Below are 16,304 nucleotides of genomic sequence, written 5' to 3' on the forward strand. Positions count from 1 at the left end.
TCGCTATACGTTAATAAAACAATCCAGTATAAAACTATAAGTGTTACGATACTAATTATTTTTTTCATAGATTCACCCTCCTTTTTATATGTAAACATATCAAGGTTAAATTATCATATATTATCCTAAAATGTTAGTTTTTGTGGTTATTCAATTAGTAATAAGTCCCATATCAAAATATAACTTGTCCAATAACTTTTTCACAATTCCCAATTCCATTGAAGTATGCAAATGGTACTTTATCATATTTACTCCGCTCTTCAACTTCATGTCAAATTTCTTAAACGCGCGTGTCTTCAACATAATGCCTGTGTAGTAGTCGCTTTATTGGTTTTGTGGCTTTGCGCTTTTATCACCCATCTTGCTAAAACTATTTCAGCAATCCGAGTAATCTGATTCCAAGCCAAGAAAAAGAAGAATTAAACCAGTTGGTGGGTCTGTGAGGAGGAATAAAAAAGCACCAATAAGGTGCAGGTGCTCAGTTAAATATCTTTTTAAAGTAATGAATATTCACTATGTTAATAGCAATTCCGATTATCGTAAACATAATTATATCAATTAGATTAGTTTCATCCATAGAATGATAAGGAGCGAAAAGTTCAATATATGTATAAGCAATGATAAATAAAGGTATTGACCATACGAAGGTATGCAAGAATAGAGGAATCGTTAAGCTAAAGAATGGTAAGAAAAAATCTAAATCTTTTCTACTTCTCTTTTTATAAATAACGATTAACAGATAGACTGCAATTACATCGATAATTGAAGTCAAAATTAAATCTATAACATCATATCCATTCATGGTTGAAGGGTTATAAACTACAGGATATGCAAGTACTGAAAGAGTAAATATTACCCAGAAGAATATACGGTATCTTTTCTTTTGTTTGTTGGTTATTGTTCCTTCCTGTAAAGCTTTGACGAGTTTGTTAATATTCCAGAAATACATTGTTGTCCCCTTATGTAGTACAGTATCAGACTAATTATAGGTTAGGATTTACTCAAAAGCCATCTTTATTAAGATAGTAGGAAAGGTCTAGGGTCCCACAATAACAAAAACAGCCTGACAAGCTAAGAAGTTCTATAAGTAAATGAAACGGTTTACGAGCGAATGACTAGGAGTTGTTGCTTAGCTTGGCAGAGTACAGGACAGATGAGCAGCAGAAGAAGGTTTTAGGTCACGTGTATGGAACGAGATAAGACATGTTCAACTAAGCGTATACACGATTAACAGTTTTATTTATTCAAAATTAAGACTATTTAGTTTACTTAGTTTGATAGGTAATATATACTAGAAAAAAACCATTAGGAGTTGACTTTATGCTTAATCGGATCCGAAATAAATTGATTCCCACACAAGAAACGGCAGAAGAAGTAGATAATATCTACGCTATTTTACCCCCGCCAGGAACCATTATTGATGAGGCAACTGATGAAGAAATGGAAAAGGCAGCCGAGCTTGAAATTAGACATATGGCTTTCATGAGGTTGCAGGATATGAATATACAATTTGACGGTGCATCTTATAAAGAACTATTAAAAGAGTTTCAAGACTTTGAAGCCGATTCGTGTAATTTTTGGAGAGGTGTAGCAAGACGCATATCTGTTCCGTATGAATGGCCAATAAGAATTGATCATGCAAACGGTCCTATTTATGTTGGTGGTCACGATTTATATGATGGAGAGAAAGAAGAGAAAGAAGAGAGTGATATTTACGCTTAACACATAGTCGGAAAGGTTCATATATGAGTTGGTAAGGTATTATTAATAGATTTAGAGCGTTAGCCAAAAGGGGTAAAGCTCTTTGTGTTTACAAATAGCTAGTAATATTATATTGTTAAAATCTTTCATGAATAGTGGTGTTGATAAAAAAACTAGTCATATAAGTATTTCATGACCTCTACGACGAGGGTTTAACTTATTTTTTCATAACTTCAAAAAAAGATAAAAATCTTTTACGTTTTATATTTTTACTTCATTCACTCTTTTTCCCTTAGATGCAGTTGCGGGAACATTGCCTTTTGTCCAAGGTAAAAGCTATAAACATTACTAATAGAAAGACCAATTTTCCAAGAACAAAGTGGATGAAAGATTGGTTAGCTATGGAAAAGTATATAGACTTGGTCCACTAACAGGTGCTTTAGCTGAAGATCGGGGCTGACTTTATGCAGCTCTTTCTTTATTTAACTAAAGGTTCAGGTTAGCACAACCTGAACCCAAAATATTATTGAAGCGTATTTAGATTTTGTGCCCTTAAAAAGCTTACAACTAGCTCTCCAATTTGTCTGCCTAAACTTAAACCTTCCGTATTATCCACATTAAAATGTACCCCAGCGTACAAACGAGATTGAGCACTTTCTTCCATTATTTTTATTAATTCTGAAGACTCTTGAGGGAAGAAATAACTTAATACTGTCTCTGCACAGCCTGCAACTGTTGCGTGTGCAGAAGGGTAAGCTGGAAAACGAGGGGTAAACAGCACAGTAGACAGATTTCTGCCATATTGATTTGGACGTGCAACATCCCAATGATATTTTAAAAACCACGTGACAACAAAGGTATCATTCATAGCCGCGTGGAAATAACTCTGAACCCTTGCAACACTCGGTGACCCCAGCATATATTTTTCAGCTAAATTGAAAATTAGAGTGGTAATTTTCGCCGTTAATTCACCTGTTCCCCAATATTGTGCGATGCGTATTTGCTGGGAAGTCAATGACTTTAATGTCTCTTCTACAATGAATAACTCTGTTTCCCAATCAATATCAAGTGGATTTTTAACTCGCCAAATGATTCGTTGATGAAAGGGGTCCAGGAAATCATTGTCTCTTCCCCTTGAAATAAAAAACATTGGCCAATTTCCTGCCTCTGGAGAACCTTTAGGTGGGAGACTTTCCCCTGGGTAAGGAAACTCTGTCCATCTTCTATAACTTGTTCTCATAAAGACCACCCCCTAATTAATGTTCTCCTTGTTCCTTATGATTAAGTGTAATGAAGTATGACCATATAACTTTTTGATTCCTTATCAGAGGAGAAAGAGTTATACACTTAGATTAAGATGTGTTTTACTTCAATTCCCTGGATGCTGAGGCAGAATTTTCATCTATCGGGGCGGTTAGTTGAAGAAGGAATGTATATTTAACTTCTAGAATATACATATTTAGGTGTTGTGAAGGTAGGAGCTTAAATGGATAAGGGCAGTATTTTCGCTCTGCTCGGCTCCAATTAGGAGGCAAGACAACAGTTGTCAAAGAAGATTACTTACGGAAAAGATAAAACCGAGAATAAACGTCCGATGAACATATGGCTCTATCAAAAGCGATTTTGTAGAGCAATTGGGCTGATAAAAAGGTCAAGAGAGGGAACCCAAATGAAAAAGATAAGCAACAACGGCTTCTGCGAAGCATGACTGCGTAGACTGCGTGAGGTGCTGGCACGGCATGTCGAGTCCGGAAAAATCCCTGGACTCGTCGCCCTGGTCAGCCGGTACGGTGAGACGTTATCATGTCGAAGTGATAGGTACGATGCGCCATGACGGTGGTGCGCCGATGCGCCGGGACACGATCTTTTGGATTGCCTCGACGTCCAAGCCAGTCACGATGGCAGCGGGCGATAGTCTTGCTCGACGAGTGCAGGCTGAGGCTGGATGACCCAGTAGATCAGTGGCTGCCCGACCGCCCGCCCGCGGAAAGCGAGTGCCCTACGTTCCAATCAACGTCCAAATTGTACAAGCCATAAAAATAGACAAACTCGATTGTCATCGAGTTTGTCTACAGTCTGGGAAGACCACAATAAGTGGTCTTCCTTTTGTTTCCCTAGCCCGAACTTATTTGGTGAAAGAATTGATATTTATCTGATGGGGACAATTTGTGATAGTGAGCTCGTTATAAGAACAGCAGCTATTATCTCACTGGAAATTTCCAACTTTTTCATAACCGGTTCCGCGATTTTTTAATGCTTATGAAAACAAAAAGAAGAGGCAAATATATAACAATGAAGCATACGCTGTACGGATTGATTATTTTATTTAATATATATAAGGAATCGATATCATAAAAAAATATATTCACAAGTAGTATGATTATGGACATTCCCCATAACGGATATTTTTGCTGGACATTGAATAAGCGCTTGACCCCCCTGCTGGCAGCCCACAAAGGAATGACCATATTGGGTATGATAACGATGGTCCACCAAGAAACAGTTATGTATTCGAACCGTTGAATAAAGGGCAACTCAATAATACTGGTCAATGTTAGTGTTGGCCATAGAGTAAGGGTTAAATGTTTCTGTGAATAAAAGACTATCGATACAAAATAAAGTAATAAGCTCAATAACGTAGTGAGCACAACTCCTCCGTGAGCATACTTTTGCGATGTTTCAGCACTTTTGATGAACGGATAATACATCAGTATCATTTCAAATCCAAGCATGGATAATGAAAAACTTTTAGTTCCTTCCATTATTTCGACTAAATTATGATGGAAAATAGGAAGAAAACCGGTGAAATCAGAGTATTTAAAACCATAAAAAGGTACAAATAAAAGCCAGTATGAAACTATTACAGTTAAGAAGGCAATACCCGTAATGGTTCGGAATCCTCCTGTATTTATATAGTAAATCAAAATAAGGAAAACCAAAGCAAATGCCCAAGAAGGTACCTCTTCAAACATCCAAACATGAATGACATTTATATAGCCAATTATGATTGTCATTCCAAGGATAAAAAAGTAAAGAATAAATAAAAGACTGAAGAAATTACCAATCCATTTACCGAATGCATGATTATTAGTGGAGATTATATCACCAGGAACAATCCTAAATATCTTATAGATTAACCAAATTAATATATGAACAATCAATCCAGCTAGGAGTATGGATAACCAGCCATCGGTTCCCGTCGCTTTAGCCAACTCTCTTTGAAAACTCAATACGCCTAATCCAGTTTGCATGGAATGCATTAAAAAAAACACATAAAATGGCGATACCTTATATTTTTCATTGACACCAGCTTGATTCATGTAGGACCCTCATTTGTATCACTCATATATTAATAATCTGGCTTTTATAAGTGAAATCTATTCAAAAAGATCGATTAAATTATGGATGGAATTTTTGTATAATCCTTGTCGGTAAGTTGAAAGCTTCAGTGACATTTAATGAAAAGTGGTTGTGTAAGGCATTAGGCAAGGAACAGAAACATGTGGACGGCAGGGGTATGGCTTACAATGTGTTCAAGCGTGAGCGGACAAAAAAGGAGAGAACCGAGATGGCCTTTTCCGAAAGATAGAAAGTCTTATTCTGGAACAACAGCGGGGTATAATAGATGAGTGATAAAAAGAAATATTAAGCAATAGTGATCTTAATACTTTTCCGGACACGGCTAATAAAAAGGTTGACGATGAACGTTTAGAGGAACTATTGTCCTTTGATAATAACATGACAAACTGTTTGTTAATTTCTTGATGGATGGAAAAAAATATACAGAAGGGAACAAAACTAATGAAATACGAATGGAGAAAACAAGAGAAGAATTTATATATCCCAAAACAAAAACCTGAACTTGTATCAATTCCAGAACAGAAATTTTTTTTGATAAAGGGAAAAGGAAATCCAAATGAGAACGAATTCGCTGAAAAGATAGGTGTTCTTTATTCATTGGCTTATGCGGTCAGAATGATGCCGAAGCAAGGATGCACTCCAGCTGGATATTTTGAATATACCGTATATCCATTAGAAGGAATTTGGGATTTAACGGAAGAGGGTAAGAAACTAGATACATTAAATAAAGATGAATTATTATATACAATCATGATTAGACAACCAGATTTTGTAACAAAGGAAATAGTGGACAGAGCATTTGAACATGTTGAAAAAAAGAAACCACATCCATTTCTAAATAATGTAAGGTTCGGTACATTTCAAGATGGTTTATCTGTCCAAATGCTTCATGTTGGTCCATATGATGATGAACCTCAAAGTTTTAAAGTAATGAATGAATTCATAAAAAATAATAATCTGGAAAAAACGTCATTACAACATAGAGAAATATATCTTTCAGATTTTAGGAAAGTTGAACCTTCAAAATTAAAAACAGTTTTGAGATATAAGGTTAAGCCGATAGAATAGCATGAACTCTTAGCAGTTAACATGCATTCATTATTTAATGTAGCAAAGATTGAAGGAGTTTACATAGATAAAAGGTGCATTATACCATAGGATGCAATTAGGTAGTACTTATAAAGTTTTCCATAATACGGTTTTATGGTATGGCTCATAGTTTATATGAGGTGTAAAAGAGGACCTAACACCACCCTCATTTTACCTATTGAAAACCATCTATTCTTTTGGGTGTTTTTTTTTGCAGGGAATTGGTCCCTTTTGTCAAATTAGTTAAACAAAGGGGATGAGAGAATGAATGATGATGAGAAAATCAGTATTTTATTGTCCAATATGACAAACGAATTAGTGTCGAGTAGAGTAAGGGTTAGAACCATAGTGGAATTACTGGAAGAAAAAGGTTTAATAACCCGTGAAGAGTACGAAAACAGGTTTAAAAAAGTTTTTGAACGAGATGCAATTTCGTATAGAAATGATTTACTGAAAGAAGTCAAAATTGATGAATAAAAGGAGGAGGCATCCAATAATTTGGGTGCTTTTTTATGACGTTGAGAACGATGAACCATGATAAGAAAAGAAAACGGTTAAGAAGCCAGTGAAACTAAGTCGTGGAATCTAGAAGACCTAATGAATATGAAAGCTTTTACATATAAGGATTTTACAATACGAGATTTAAGCCTAATGTGAAAAAAGAAAGAGCGTTAATCCTTATTTGATCAACACTCCTGTTAGTGCAGTAGCATTCATGTTATTTTTTTAGATTTGATTTCATTAATAATGAAATCTGTTGCTCATCCGTATTCGAATTCGTTTCAGTTGATCAACGATTAACTTTTGTCTTTACAATGGATGATTTTTACATAACTTAGCTTTCCCTTCTATTTAGTTGATTTTTATTTTGAATCCATATTCATGACTGTCGGTCTCTTTCATCTATTGGAATTCGGTTGTTCTAAATGCAGTTAGCTTTTCCCTGATACAGCTACTTTTTTTGTTACGGGAGCATTTTTGCCTAATATGACAGAAAAGACAACAATCACTGCTGTTACAAAAGTGAAAGATGTGATGGATTCATCTAGAAATACTGTTGCAAATAGAATCATCAAAAATGGTTGTAAGTATTGAATCTGACTAACCCTTGCTATTCCGCCCATAGCCATTCCGCTATACCAAGCAACATATGCTAGAAATTGACTAACCACTGCGAGATAAATTAAGCTAACCCAAGCTTGGATAGGGGCATGGAGCATTTCAGTTGTAAGGTTTAGTCCAACTGGAATAATGAAAAATGGAGCACCGATCATTATTGCCCAAGCAATCACTTGCCAGCTGCCTAATTCTTTCGCTAATTTCCCCCCTTCTGCGTAACTAAGTCCAAGTATGATCACAGCTGCCAGTAAAGCTAAATCGGCTAATTGCAATTGGCCGAATCCAAGATGAAGTGCATACATAATGACAGCTAAAGAGCCGATTATACTTGAAACCCAGAATTTGATTGAAGGGATTTCACCTGCTCTAAACATGGCAAATCCAGCTGTTGCTAACGGTAACAGTGCTACTTCCACAGCTCCATGAGAAACAGGCAAGGATTCCATTGCCCAAGAAGTGAGGAGAGGAAATCCTAAAACTGCACCAACAGCAACAATAAGTAGACTTTTGAATTGATTTGGAGAAGGCAGTTTTTCCTTTCGAACGATCAATACCACCGCTACTAAAATAGCAGCAACAACCGTTCTTCCTAAACCGACGACCGTAGTCCCAAAATACTCTACAGAAATACTTGTAGCGGGGAGCGTTAAGCTAAAACAAATGACGCCTGCTAATCCCAACAATAATCCTAATTTCTCCCTGGTTACTCCCTGCATCTTACCCAACCCCAATCTTTATATTTTGTATCACATCTGTACCATTGTTTATTTATCATAAAAAACAGTTGCTATAATTAACATACTATGAGTACATACAATAAAAATAAACCCATTTTTTACCCATCTGACCTGGTACAGTTTAAGGAGGATTAAGTGATGAACACAAAATATATTAAGATAATGGAAGAAATTAAGCTTCGACTAGCAGGTGGTTCGCTAAATGCAGGAAGTAAACTTCCTTCTGTTCGTCAGTTATCTGAGTATTTTTCATGTAGCAAGAATACGGTCATTAAAGCATACGACGAACTTGAAAAAGAGCATTTAATTTATTCTGTTCCTAAAAGCGGCTACTATGTTGTGAATGATTATCCAAAAGAGGCGGAAGAAAATGGGGTGATTGATTTTTTGTCTGCCGGTCCAGATAAAAATGTTATGCCCTATGTAGAATTTCAACATTGTATGAATCAAGCAATTGACCATTATAAAGAAGAGCTTTTTATATACTCTGATCAACAAGGGCTTTACCCACTGCGAGTACAGTTGGTTAAATATTTACAAAATTTACAGGTTTTCACCCAACCAGAAAGATTAGTCGTTGTCTCTGGCTCGCAGCAAGCCCTCCATTTATTAGTTTCTATGCCATTTCCAAATGGGAAAAACAATATTCTAATTGAACAGCCTACTTATTTTGGATTCATCGAGTCCATCAATCTGCATCAAGCCACTACTTTTGGGATCGAATTATCAATGGAAGGAATAGACCTTGATCGACTGGAATACATTTTTCGAAATAATGATATAAAATTTTTCTATATTATCCCGAGATTTCACAATCCACTTGGACATAGTTACACGAATGGCGAAAAGAAAAAAATCGTTGAGTTAGCTGAAAAATACGATGTATACATAGTGGAGGATGATATTTTAGGAGACCTTGATCCAAATCCAAAATCCGATCCTTTATTTTCTTTTGATCCTTCTGGGAGAGTGATTTATATCAAAAGCCTTTCGAAAATTTTTCTCCCAGGGTTAAGGATTGGGACTGTCGTTCTTCCTGCATTAATGATGAACAACTTTTTACGGTATAAATTCAGTTCGGATTTTAATAGTTCAGCACTCTCTCAAGGTGCGCTAGAAATCTATTTAAAAAGCGGTATGTTTAATAGTCATCTCAAAAAAGTAAAAGAGGTATACCGAACTAAAATGCAAATCCTTCAAGAAGCATGTGAATTAATGCTGCCGGCTAATACTTCTTTTTCTAAACCGAATTCCGGCTTCTATCTTTCCATCAGTTTGCCCGAGCATGTGAAAGCAAAACAGGTGGTTCATATGCTAAACGAGCAGCATATATATGTTGATGATGCCTCCAGAATGTTTTTAGCAGAATATAAAAAGGAAAATCTCGTTCGTTTATGCATCTCTCAAGTGAACGAGAGTCAAATTAAACTAGGGGTAGAGCGATTGGCTCACTGTATTGCTTTACTTGACAGTAGAAAAAAACATAGTACTCCCAATAACTTTTTACTCATTTAGAAAGTGTCGGGTTTTTCCGGTCACAACCTAAATAATCTTAACTTGTCGCTCACTTAATTCCTTCCTATAAAGTTATTAAAAAAAGAACTGCTTGTTTATAAAGGTAGGTTCTGATATGATTGTTTGATAAATTTTTTAAGGGGTTAAGAGAGGGTGAGTCAATTGACTAAAAACCTTAGGCAATTGAAAAATGTTTCGGTGTTCCAAACGCTTCTAACTTAGAAAAATAATTTAGAAGCGAGGAATAATTATATGAAAAATCAAAGAATCTTTAATAAATCATTTCTTTTTTTATTTATAAGCAACTTTTTAGTTTTTATTGGGTTTGAAATGATGCTTCCTATTTTGCCTGCTTATTTGTTAAGCATGAATGCATCTTCCATTCAAGTTGGTCTAGTAACATCATTATTTACGATAGGTGCTGTTTTAATCAGACCTTTTGTAGGTTACTATTTAATGGATAGCCAGAGGAAAAGTCTGGCCATTTGTGCAAGTGCAGCTTTAATGGTCATTACAATTCTATATCCGTTTCTTAATATGATATGGCTTCTTCTATTGTTAAGGCTTTTCCATGGTGCAGCTTGGGGGGGATCAACCACAGCTAACAGTACAATGGTAGTGGATTTTATTCCTAAGACACGCTTAGGAGAAGGAATAGGGTATTTTTCTATATCCACAACGGTCGGGGCTATCGTTGCACCGAGTATAGGTATCCTTATCTATGACTCTTTTTCCTTCGATATTTTGATATGGTCATCAGCAGTATTGAGCTTATTGGCAGTACTTGCGCTTCAATTTGTCTATTCACCTACTATTGTAAAGCGTGAGAAGAAGCCATTTCGCTTTTGGGATATGATTTTTGAAAAAGACGTATGGTTCCAAGCGTTACTTACGGTTATTACAACACTAGGTTTTGGGGCTATTATCACATTTTTGGTTCTTTTTGGGAAGCAAAGGGAAGTAGATCATATTTTTCTATTCTTCCTTATCAATGCAATTGTCTCAACTTTACTACGTCCGTTTACCGGAAAATGGTATGACAAAAAAGGACCTTGGTCTATTATCATTATGGCAGCTGTGTTAGGATTCTTTTCACTTGTTATCCTGTCATATATGACAAATGAATCTCAACTCATCGTTGCGGCGATTTTATTTGGCGCAGGTTATGGCACGGTTATGCCATGTTTACAAACATGGACTGTTCAAAGGGTATGTGAAGAAAAAAGAGGAGCAGCCAACGCTACCTTTTTTTCCAGTTTTGACTTTGGTGTTGGAGTTAGCGCGTTTGTATTAGGTATTTTAGCAGAATGGATCAGTTTAGAGATGATCTTCAGGATTGTTAGTCTAAGTTTTATTGTTGTTGCTGTGTTGGTCTATAAGGATTATATAAATGAAAAGATAATGCATAATAAATCGATTTAAAACAAATCCACCTCTATTTTAATAGAGGTGGATTTGTTTGCTGGTTCTTTTTTATTTGGCCGATTTTATAGTAATTTTCTTGCCAGTAGAAGCGCTTTGTTTCACGAATGGAAACTTCAAAGCTCCTATCAAATTTCCCAGGTGCGAAGTTTGAGTTATAATAGTAAAAAACATCCGTCTTCTATAGGATGGATGCTTCTTGATTGAATTACATATAAAGGATTGGTGAATAAGAATGGCAATAGTTGATGTAACGGTAATTCCTGTGGGGACACAAACTCCAAGTGTTAGCAGCTATGTAGCGGATATTCAAAGGGTATTAAAGCAATATGAAGATAAGGGAGAAATTCGTTTTCAATTGACACCCATGAATACAATCATTGAAGGCGACCTGCCTAAGTTGTTTGAAGTGATCCAAGCGATGCACGAATTACCTTTTGAAAAAGGTCTTGCTAGAGTTTGTACGAATATCCGAATCGATGACCGTCGTGATAAAGAACGCAGGATGGAAGACAAAGTAGAGCGAGTGAAGGGCATGCTTGAGGAATAACAGGCTTTGTAAATAACAGTGGGTAGATAATGCTGTTTTCGGAGATATATTGCTGTTTTTCGGAGATATATCCTGAATTTCGTCGATATATTGTAGTTTTTCGGAGATATAATGCTGTTCTTTCATAGTTATATCCCGAGTTTCGATAATGATTTTTAATTAATGTCAATGTATTAATAGCTTTAAAGCCTTGGTATTACTGATTTATCAGTTCCCAAGGCTTTTTTATTTTTTATTTCATACATTTCCATTTTTATCTTGCTGAGTAGATTAGGTAATGATAGATATAAACCGTTATCTGGATAATTTATAAACGTTCGCCATAAAGTTCTTTTTCTTCATTTGGATGAAAAAGAGTGAATCCTTTTGAACAAAACACAAACCTTCTATCTATCTCGAATCCAGCCTTATTCAAAACTTCAACTGTCCCCTGTGAACCAGTGCCAGCATACCCGCAACTACAACCAGAAAGGTGTAGCTCATTTCCTTTTTTGTCTATAAGGATGAGATCGCTATCGAGAAAAATATTATCTTTATGAATCTCTTTAGTAATTTTAGCAATTTTAAAACGATCAAAATGATCCTTGACTGCTTCGAATAATGCAATACTTTTATTGGTAATACCGCGGTCTTCACCGTAATCTTTTATGACGAAAACTTCCCGCTCATATGATTTCTTATATAGATGGTACTTTTGGTAAGTGACTTCATTAATTTTACAAATAAGCGGCCTAATATTATCCAGTTTTTGATTAAACATTGCACCCCTCCTAAATAGTTAGTTTATTAAGTTTATTAGGAGAAAAAGAGATTAGTACTAAGAACCTGATAAGAGGGAAATTTTTTTCATTTTTGATTCTCGTTTGTTTAATTAATAGGGTGAAACGTGATACCTATAAGGCATGAATGAAGCTGTCAGGAAGAAGTGAAAGTGTGAAGTCAAATTAAAAAAAGTACCAAAATAGGTGCTTCCTAGTTATATATCTTCTTAAAATAATGGACAAACATAATATTCATGACAATTTCGACTATAGCATGAATACTTACATCGATAATATTAGTTTCCTCAAGTGAATGATAAGGAGCAAATAAGACAATGTAAATTGAGCCAATGATAGTTAAAGTATGGTCCATAAGCTGTTACGTAAAAACAGTGGAATCAGTAAGCCAAAAAAGGGCAAGAAGAAATCTAATTCTTTCCTCACTCTCTTTTTATAAATACCGACTAAAAGATAGATTGAAAATCATTTTGATAATAAAAAATAAAATTAGATCAATAACATCATATCCAGTCATAGATGAAGGGGTATAAACTCCTGGCAGTGAAAACACTGTAAGAGCAACTAGTACCCACTAAGTTATCCGATATCTTTTATTTTGTTTGCCAGTTATTATTCCTGCCTGTAACGCCTTGACAAGTTTGTTAATATTCCATCTGGAGAACCCATTCAGTTCGTAAAGGATTTTAGATTGGTGGAATGAAAGACTTTCATATCGACCTTTTGATGTGGAGTCGTCACAAAATTACAGCAAAAGAAATATGTTTTTTAGAAGCTTGGTATGCCCGAGGCTAACAGAAAGCAGTCCTTATTAAATAGTAAAGACAAGATGCAGAAGAATATGACAACCCCCCTTTGACATAACATTTAGAAAAAGATAAGGGTGTGACCATTCTGAGTATGAAGAAAAACGACCAAATCGTTATTTATATAATAAAAGGTTCAACAATTAAAAGGTTTTTAATCCTAGATCTAATTATTGGATCAGGAATTTTTTATGTGGTCAAATTCATTTCTTCAAGCATTTTAATAGCGAGTGCGAGCAGTTTTGTTGGAACGGAAGGAATTAAAAAGGCACCGAAAGTACTAAAAAGTGCAATTGGATTAATATCCTAAGGGCATCTGGATCAATGGGATCGGCCAAACTGGATTTAAACAGGATGGTGTGTAGGATGAAATGGGCAGTAATGAACGTATACATCTATAATGATTCATATTAATTAGGAGGGAATCATGACAAAACCTCAAAAAGTGAGACCCTATTTAACTACGCGTAGTTTGCTGCCGGAAAATCAGGAGACACCCATTCAATTCATCAATAATGATAGTGTGGAAAACCAATTATTTTTTAGAAGGAACCATTTTACTTATCCGACACTTTCTTATTCAAACTATTGGCTTCCTATAAATGGGTTGGTATCAGCTCCATTACTGCTGTCCATGCAAGACATTCTTCGATTTCCATCCAAAACTGTTGAGGTTGTCCTTGAATGCTCAGGAGACAAGCGTAATCTCTTCGAACCTAAAACATTTGGAGAACAATGGGAAAAGGGGGCCATTAGTCAAGGGAAGTGGAAGGTGTACCATTACGGACGTTACTTGAAATATCTGGAATAGGAGAAGGGGCGAAAGAAGTTGTCGTGGAGGGGTATGATTATGGCCTTAGGACCGATCTGGATGAGGTTTACACCTACACGAGGAGTTTGCCTATCGAGAAGGCGCTGCATCAGGATACAATCATTGCATATGAGTATAATAACCAGCCAATTCCCTTTAAACATGGTTATCCATTGAGATTAATCGTTCCGCAGTGGTATGCAATGGCATCTGTTAAGTGGATAAAGCAGATAAGTGTTATTAATACTACTTTTACTGGACCTTTTCAAACCATAGATTATATGTATTATCCAAATAAAGACAATGATCAAAATGCATTTCCGGTCACTGCAATAAATATCAATTCGACTATCCAAAAACCGCTCGATATGGAAAAAATTAATATGGGTGTGCATTTAATCAAAGGGATTGCTTGGACAGGAAAAGGAGTTATTACCAAGGTGGAAATTAGTATGGATGATGGCTATACATGGAGTAGCGCCGATATATTACCTGGTAAGAATGTTGGTTATGGATGGGTTAGTTGGTCATTCGAATGGAATATATCAGAAAAAGGTGAGTACACGATTAAATCCAGAGCAACAGATTCATTTGGTCAAATTCAACCTAATTTACCTTTTTGGAATAAGAAAGGTTATGGATATAATGCCATTGATAAAATTAAGGTTAAGGTAGAATGACTTAAATTTTATTTCAGGAAATGAAAACGGCTGAAAAAACTTTTGGATTTAGCCAAATAACGGTTTTGTGATATAGAGAAAAAAAGAACTGAATAAGGAGATGACACCCTATTTAGATGATAAGTTGAGATGAGTGGCTGGAGGCAACATTCAAATTGTACAAACGGATATTCTAATTCACTTGAACAGTCTAATACTAAAGACAACGCAATCTTCTCAAGTAACTATGACCAATTAATTGACTGGCTTCCTAAATATAATAATGGATTTCTACTCCTAAGTTTCTGAAAGGTAACTTTTTTATTTCACAGTTTGTGTCAACTCAACTATATGTTATAGAACTAACGGGTGCGTGGGACTTGATCCCGTGAACTAAACTGTCCGCCCCTTACTTGTAGAAACATGTTTGAGGCTGGTTGGGACGCAAATCTCGAATAACAAGCGGAGCTATGACACTACATGGAGGACTAGGGGTACTGGTTAGTAAGTAGAGGAGGAAAAAACAATGAATCCAGTTGTTGGTCTGGATGTGGCAAAAGGAGAGAACCAAGTTCAGGCATTTTTAAATCAATCTAAACCGTATGGGAAGAGCTTTTCAATGAAGCATATCAAAGAGGMGTTAGATCATTTTTTAGAATTTCTAAAAGAAATTGAAGAGGTGACAGGGCAAATGCCTATGGTCATTTTAGAATCTACAGGGCATTACCATTCTCCTGTTATTCAATACCTGGAGGAACAAGGGKTTCCATATATCTTACTAAATCCGATTAWTTCTTATCAGGCAAAGAAGTCCAGCTTACGGAAGGTGAAAACGGACGCTATCGATGCGTACCAGTTGTGTGTGCTGTATTACAAAGAGGATTTAGAACCTCATAAAATTAGAGGAATTCAGCTATTAGACCTTCGGAATTTGTCCAGACAACGGGAAATCGTAACGAATATGTATGTGGAAGCTAAACTTCAGTTTCACACGATTTTAGATCAAGTGTTTCCTGAATACCGAAAGGTTTTTTGGGATCTATATTCAAGGGTTTCTTTATTGAAATTAAAGGAATATCCCACTTCAGAGGCGGTATTAGCAGCCGGGGAAAGTAAACTAGCACAGAGTGTTATAGAGTTCTGTCCTAGCAGATCGGGTCAATGGGCATGGGAAAAAGCAAAAAAAATAATGGACTCCGCGTCTCGAAATCCATTTCAAATAAACGTGTATCAAAGTCACGTAATCAATATTAGTATGTATATTGAGTTGCTTTTTCATTACCAGGGACACCTCTCTGAGTTGGAAGATCGTATAGTGGCCCTGGCAAATGAACTGGAAGAATATAAGATCATCCAATCGATTCCCGGTATCGGAGAAAAAATCGCAGCCACGATTATCTCTGAAATTGGTGAAATCGATCGGTTTAATCACCCGAAAAAACTAGTTGCCTTCGCTGGAGTAGATCCAAGTGTTCACTCATCGGGTAAGTTTACGGCAACCATTAATCGTATTACTAAAAGAGGTTCGAGCAGACTACGTCATTCTCTGTATCTTGCCGTACTATGTGGCATAAGAAGTTCAAGGAACAAAAAGCTTAAAGCCTTCCATGATAAGAAAAAATCAGAAGGAAAACCGGCCAAAGTGTCAATCGTTGCCTGTATGAATAAGTTGCTTCATTGGATTTACGCTTTATTAAAGAGAAAAGAAGCATTCCTAGATTTAGCCTGATTAACGATTTTGTGAAACAGAGAAAAA

Annotated in this window: 13 protein-coding genes and 2 pseudogenes; 10 read left to right on the plus strand and 5 right to left on the minus strand. The window is 35.9% G+C overall.

All coding sequences use genetic code 11. The features are described from left to right. Window positions 1-478 precede the first annotated feature (478 nt). Window positions 479-949, minus strand: coding sequence for a hypothetical protein (locus tag AC1DIV_RS23730; protein WP_477577508.1), 471 nt, complete (start codon window positions 947-949; stop codon window positions 479-481). Between the two features lie 371 nt (window positions 950-1,320). Between AC1DIV_RS23730 and AC1DIV_RS23735 the strand changes: the two genes are divergently transcribed. Next, the gene (locus AC1DIV_RS23735; RefSeq protein ID WP_340875840.1) at window positions 1,321-1,722 is read left to right on the plus strand and encodes a hypothetical protein; all 402 of its coding nucleotides are present in this window, start codon (window positions 1,321-1,323) and stop codon (window positions 1,720-1,722) included. A 502-nt stretch (window positions 1,723-2,224) separates the two neighbouring features. On the opposite strand, the gene AC1DIV_RS23740 is transcribed toward AC1DIV_RS23735, so the two are convergent. Next, the gene (locus tag AC1DIV_RS23740) at window positions 2,225-2,941 is read right to left on the minus strand and encodes a vanadium-dependent haloperoxidase (protein ID WP_340875841.1); all 717 of its coding nucleotides are present in this window, start codon (window positions 2,939-2,941) and stop codon (window positions 2,225-2,227) included. A gap of 468 nt (window positions 2,942-3,409) precedes the next feature. Between AC1DIV_RS23740 and AC1DIV_RS23745 the strand changes: the two are divergent. Beyond that, window positions 3,410-3,675 (plus strand): annotated as a pseudogene (locus AC1DIV_RS23745) (serine hydrolase domain-containing protein); the annotation flags it as partial. A gap of 254 nt (window positions 3,676-3,929) precedes the next feature. Here the strand turns inward: AC1DIV_RS23745 and AC1DIV_RS23750 are convergent. After that, a complete protein-coding gene (locus AC1DIV_RS23750) occupies window positions 3,930-5,021 on the minus strand; it encodes a GerAB/ArcD/ProY family transporter (RefSeq protein WP_323599301.1) in 1,092 nt (363 codons plus the stop codon). A gap of 481 nt (window positions 5,022-5,502) precedes the next feature. Here AC1DIV_RS23750 and AC1DIV_RS23755 point away from each other — a divergent pair, with 481 nt between their 5' ends. Beyond that, entirely contained in the window at window positions 5,503-6,129 is a 627-nt protein-coding gene (locus AC1DIV_RS23755) for a GyrI-like domain-containing protein (RefSeq protein WP_340875843.1), read from the plus strand. 285 nt (window positions 6,130-6,414) lie between these two features. After that, entirely contained in the window at window positions 6,415-6,627 is a 213-nt protein-coding gene (locus AC1DIV_RS23760; protein ID WP_098865036.1) for a hypothetical protein, read from the plus strand. 455 nt (window positions 6,628-7,082) lie between these two features. On the opposite strand, the gene AC1DIV_RS23765 is transcribed toward AC1DIV_RS23760, so the two are convergent. Next, window positions 7,083-7,985 carry a DMT family transporter gene (locus AC1DIV_RS23765; protein ID WP_340875844.1) on the minus strand — a complete coding sequence of 301 codons (903 nt, stop codon included), beginning with the start codon at window positions 7,983-7,985 and terminating at the stop codon, window positions 7,083-7,085. Window positions 7,986-8,144: 159 nt separating this feature from the next. Between AC1DIV_RS23765 and AC1DIV_RS23770 the strand changes: the two genes are divergently transcribed. The 3 genes from AC1DIV_RS23770 to AC1DIV_RS23780 all read left to right on the plus strand — a co-directional run bounded on the left by AC1DIV_RS23770 (window position 8,145) and on the right by AC1DIV_RS23780 (window position 11,493). Further along, a complete protein-coding gene (locus tag AC1DIV_RS23770; protein ID WP_340875845.1) occupies window positions 8,145-9,521 on the plus strand; it encodes an aminotransferase-like domain-containing protein in 1,377 nt (458 codons plus the stop codon). A 252-nt stretch (window positions 9,522-9,773) separates the two neighbouring features. Then, window positions 9,774-10,943, plus strand: a complete 1,170-nt coding sequence (locus tag AC1DIV_RS23775) for an MFS transporter (protein ID WP_340875846.1) — start codon at window positions 9,774-9,776, stop codon at window positions 10,941-10,943. Between the two features lie 235 nt (window positions 10,944-11,178). After that, window positions 11,179-11,493, plus strand: a complete 315-nt coding sequence (locus AC1DIV_RS23780; protein ID WP_340875847.1) for an MTH1187 family thiamine-binding protein — start codon at window positions 11,179-11,181, stop codon at window positions 11,491-11,493. Between the two features lie 307 nt (window positions 11,494-11,800). Here AC1DIV_RS23780 and AC1DIV_RS23785 read toward each other — a convergent pair whose 3' ends face one another. Then, on the minus strand, window positions 11,801-12,253 hold the full coding sequence (locus tag AC1DIV_RS23785) for a hypothetical protein (RefSeq protein ID WP_340875848.1): 453 nt from the start codon (window positions 12,251-12,253) through the stop codon (window positions 11,801-11,803). Between the two features lie 1,252 nt (window positions 12,254-13,505). On the opposite strand from AC1DIV_RS23785, the pseudogene AC1DIV_RS23790 reads away from it, so the two are divergent. The 3 genes and pseudogenes from AC1DIV_RS23790 to AC1DIV_RS23800 form a co-directional block, all read left to right on the plus strand. Further along, window positions 13,506-14,089: pseudogene (locus tag AC1DIV_RS23790) on the plus strand (molybdopterin-dependent oxidoreductase); the annotation flags it as partial. A 183-nt stretch (window positions 14,090-14,272) separates the two neighbouring features. Continuing rightward, a complete protein-coding gene (locus tag AC1DIV_RS23795; RefSeq protein ID WP_340878490.1) occupies window positions 14,273-14,569 on the plus strand; it encodes a molybdopterin-binding protein in 297 nt (98 codons plus the stop codon). Between the two features lie 505 nt (window positions 14,570-15,074). Then, complete coding sequence (locus AC1DIV_RS23800; RefSeq protein WP_477577509.1) at window positions 15,075-16,277, plus strand: IS110 family RNA-guided transposase; 1,203 nt, start codon at window positions 15,075-15,077, stop codon at window positions 16,275-16,277. Window positions 16,278-16,304: the final 27 nt, after the last annotated feature.

Source organism: Peribacillus sp. 05N428 (assembly GCF_056397085.1).